The organism is Trueperella sp. HMSC08H06 (assembly GCF_001808465.1).
Taxonomy (GTDB): Bacteria; Actinomycetota; Actinomycetes; order Actinomycetales; family Actinomycetaceae; genus Trueperella; species Trueperella bernardiae.
In genome coordinates this window covers 1-3630 of the sequence record NZ_KV793363.1, presented here as the reverse complement: position 1 = coordinate 3630, position 3630 = coordinate 1, and the positions used below count along the sequence as shown (strand labels likewise).

The 3630-nt window shown below is 56.0% G+C and carries 4 protein-coding genes and 1 pseudogene; 4 read left to right on the top strand and 1 reads right to left on the bottom strand.

Features of this window, described 5'->3' with window-relative positions; genetic code table 11:
* From HMPREF3174_RS06525 to HMPREF3174_RS06505, 4 genes and pseudogenes are all read left to right on the top strand, one after another.
* Positions 1-463, top strand: a pseudogene (locus tag HMPREF3174_RS06525) (transposase); the annotation flags it as partial.
* 82 nt (positions 464-545) lie between these two features.
* Positions 546-1681 (top strand): IS3 family transposase gene (locus HMPREF3174_RS06515; protein WP_148132188.1). Its coding sequence is split into 2 segments (ribosomal slippage): positions 546-816 and positions 816-1681, totalling 1137 coding nucleotides; the frame shifts between segments, so codons are not numbered across the junction.
* 452 nt (positions 1682-2133) lie between these two features.
* Positions 2134-2946: a class I SAM-dependent methyltransferase gene (locus HMPREF3174_RS06510; RefSeq protein ID WP_062614292.1), complete on the top strand. Its 813-nt coding sequence runs from the start codon at positions 2134-2136 to the stop codon at positions 2944-2946.
* Between the two features lie 16 nt (positions 2947-2962).
* Positions 2963-3301 carry a cupin domain-containing protein gene (locus HMPREF3174_RS06505; RefSeq protein WP_024110836.1) on the top strand — a complete coding sequence of 113 codons (339 nt, stop codon included), beginning with the start codon at positions 2963-2965 and terminating at the stop codon, positions 3299-3301.
* A 151-nt stretch (positions 3302-3452) separates the two neighbouring features.
* Here the strand turns inward: HMPREF3174_RS06505 and HMPREF3174_RS09060 are convergent.
* Positions 3453-3630, bottom strand: a 178-nt coding sequence (locus HMPREF3174_RS09060; protein ID WP_148132187.1) for a DUF4411 family protein, incomplete at its 5' end; no start/stop codon positions are given.

Below are 3630 nucleotides of genomic sequence, written 5' to 3'. Positions count from 1 at the left end.
AGCCTTATCGACTGTGATCGCGACCTGCTACCTCAAAGGGGTTTCCACCCGCCGAATGAACGATCTGGTGGCAACACTTGGGATTTCCAACATGTCGAAATCCCAAGTCTCACGCATGTCAGAAGAACTCGACGAGATGGTCGAAGACTTCAAAAACCGCCCCCTGAACCCCGGCGGGTACGCCTACCTGTCCTGCGACGCATTGACGATCAAAGTGCGTGAAGGCGGCCGGGTGGTCAAATGCTGCCTACTACTTGCCACCGGTGTCAACGCCGACGGCTACCGCGAAATACTCGGCATGCATGTCGCCACCGCGGAATCCAACGCGTCGTGGAAAGGCTTCTTCCAGGACTTAAAAGCCCGCGGGCTTCGTGGTGTCTTCCTTATCACCAGTGACGCCCACGAAGGCATCCAGCACGCCATTTCCGAAGTGCTGCCCGATGCGTCCTGGCAACGGTGCCGGTGGAGTGCCTCAGGTTTTTAGGTGCAGGTGACTTGAGTGTTGTCCATTGATGTCCTGCCCGGTGGGTAGGGGGAATGGATGAATGGTGAAGAAGTTTAGTAAACACACTCCTGAGCAGATTTTTCGCAAGCTTGATAAGGCCCGCGAACTCAGAGAATCAGGGTCGACCACCGCTCAGATCTTGACCGAGCTGGGTATTAGCGAAGCGACGTTGAACAGGTGGCAGGCGACGTATGGTGCGATGAGCAGGAGCGAGGCGAAAGAGTTGCAGCGTCTGCGCGATGAGAACACGCACCTGAAACGGCTACTGGGTCAGGCCGAGCTGGAAAAAGCAGCATGGAAGGAATTGGCAGAGGGAAACTTCTAGGCCCGGCTCGCCGTCACGATGCCGTGTGGCATCTGGTCGAGCTGGGCTATTCCCAGAGACTGGCATGCAAGGTTGTTGGGCTCTCACGCTCAGCCTACCGGCGCGCTAGAGACCGCGATCATGGGCCTGATAAGTATGCGGGTCTGCGTCAGTGGATGCATGAGTTCGCTAAGGATCACCGCCGGTGGGGACACCGGCGCGTCTGGGTCAAGGCTCTTGGCCTGGGCTACGGGGTGTGCCGGGAAACATTCCGCCGCTTATGGCGCGAAGAAGGCCTGCGCGTGTTGCCACGGAAGAAGCGCAAACGCGTCGATGGTAGCGGCTGGGTGGATGTGCCTGCGGGGCAATACCCGGGTGATGTGTGGGCGCTGGATTTCCAGTTCGACTCGACCTGGCACGGCAAGACGATCAAGATCTGCAATATTATCGATGAATATACCCGCGAACACCTCGCCTTCGCAGTCGATAAGAAACTTGATGCGGGCTCGGTCATCGAGCTGCTCGACCTAGCCTCGCTCGCACATGGCGGACGCCCGCGGGTGATCCGGATGGATAACGGGCCCGAGTTCATCGCTCATGCGCTCCAGGAGTGGGCAGCCGAGGATGAGACGATCCAGGCGTTCATCCCACCAGGCCAGCCCTGGCATAACGGGTTCGTTGAGTCTTTCCATAACCGGATGCGAGACGAGCTCCTCGAAGACAACAGTATCGAGGACCTTGATCACGCCCGAACCCTCGTGGCACAGTGGTCACACCGGTACAATACCTTCCACCCGCACTCTTCCCTGGGCTACCTCAGTCCACGGGAATACGCGGAACAATGGAAACAAGAAAACACGGTCAACGCTTAAACCACGTGGACCTAATTCTTAGGCCACCCCACCCCCCCCAGCTTGGCCTGCTGGGTTTCGAGCTCGCGAGTGTTATACACGGTTTTGTCGAGCAGGTGCATGGTGTCATCAAGCACGTCAACACGTGATAGAAAGACCCCCGGACGGGTCTAGTCGCTAGCAACACAAACAAATTCAATCGCTTATTGTTTAGATGTTCTCTTGAAGATACCCCTTGAGTGGACGCAAACGACGGTTTGGTGGGCGCAAACACCTGGTTCGACCTAGTTTTAGCAAACTTTTTGACTGCAAAACTGTCTAAGGGCTACTGCCGTCGATCATTCGCGCTCAAAGCAAACGCAGCCCGGAATATCTCCATGCCGCGTAGGCAAAAAGTTGACCCAACTAGCCGGTTGCGAGTTTTTTAATTGAATAATTAGGTTCACCTAAGCTAATTCAGGTAGTATTTTGTTGTGTCAAAGAATCCTTCCATTCCGCAAAGTGATCGCTCTACAAAAACCGCCGCCGGGCATTGGGTGCTGGCGCGCGCCGGGAAACGGGTCTTGCGTCCCGGTGGCCTGAAGCTCACCACGCGCATGCTGGATAAAGCAGATATTTCCGGCCGCGAAGTGGTGGAATTCGCCCCAGGTTTGGGGCGAACAGCGAAACTCATAGTCGACCGCGGCGTTTCCTCATATGTAGGAGTCGACCAAGATCCCGATGCCGTCGCAAACGTGCAAGACGTCGTCACCCCGCATGGCGGAAAGGTTATTAACGCGCAAGCCCAGAACACCGGCCTGCCAGACGCCTCGGCTGACGTAGTGATTGGCGAAGCCATGCTGACGATGCAGGGCGAAAAGGGCAAGGACGAGATCGTGGCCGAAGCGTTTCGGCTGCTCGCTCCAGGCGGCTGCTACGCGATCCACGAGCTTGGGCTCACCCCCAACGATATTGACGCCCAGCTTGCCGACAACTTGCGTAAGCAGTTGGCCCAGACGATTCGCGTCAACGCCCGCCCGCTAACAGAAAACGAATGGTGCAAGGTGCTTGAAAACGCTGGCTTTACCATCGAATGGGTTGGTTTCGAGCCGATGGCGTTGCTATCGCCGCGACGCAATCTAGCCGACGAAGGGCTGCTCGGGGTAGCGCGCATTATCAAGAATGTTCTCCGCGACAAGGATCTACGCCAGCGTATTTTGACCATGCGCGCCACGTTCAACGAATACAAAGATCAGCTCACCGGAATCGCGGTCGTTGCCCGCAAACCCAAGACGCAAGAAGACTGAAGAAAGAACACCAGAAATGAGTGACCCCAAACCCCTCCCGACGGCCATGCTCGGCTTCATAGACAACCTCGCCGACCGCATCGAATACGCAGAAAATTCCACCGTCTCAAAGACGCTTATGCAGGCAGAAGGCGTTAACGTCGTGCTGTTCTCTTTCGACAAGGACGAGGAGCTCTCGGAACACACCGCGGCCATGCCCGTAATAGTGCAAGCCCTAGAAGGCGAACTAGAAATCACCGGCGACGGCAAGACCGTCATATTGAAGCCAGGAGGCCTGGTTCACTTCACGACGAGACTCCCCCACGCGGTAAAAGCCCTGACCAGGGCAAAAATGGTGCTCTACATGCTCAAGTAGAGCGGATGGCAGTTCGGGGGCACAGTCTCTCGCGCCCGTCCCTAAATCTATTCACGCGGTTTTCTCACGACTAGTAGGTTCAGAACCTACTAGTCGTGAGAAAAACTTATATTCCCATCTAAGTGCTCAGCATCTCGTTAGGTCTTACTTCCTAATGGAACCGAAGCCCCAGTTTCCGATAGAGATCGAACGGGCCGAAGTAACTCACGTTCATGGCATCACAGGCATCCGGAATCTTAATCTTCCTCTTCGAGTTGGGCGCCGGTTGCTCTGAAGTAACTACAAGACACTTTCTGCTATGGGTTGCGTCCCTTAGTGTGGTGTAACGC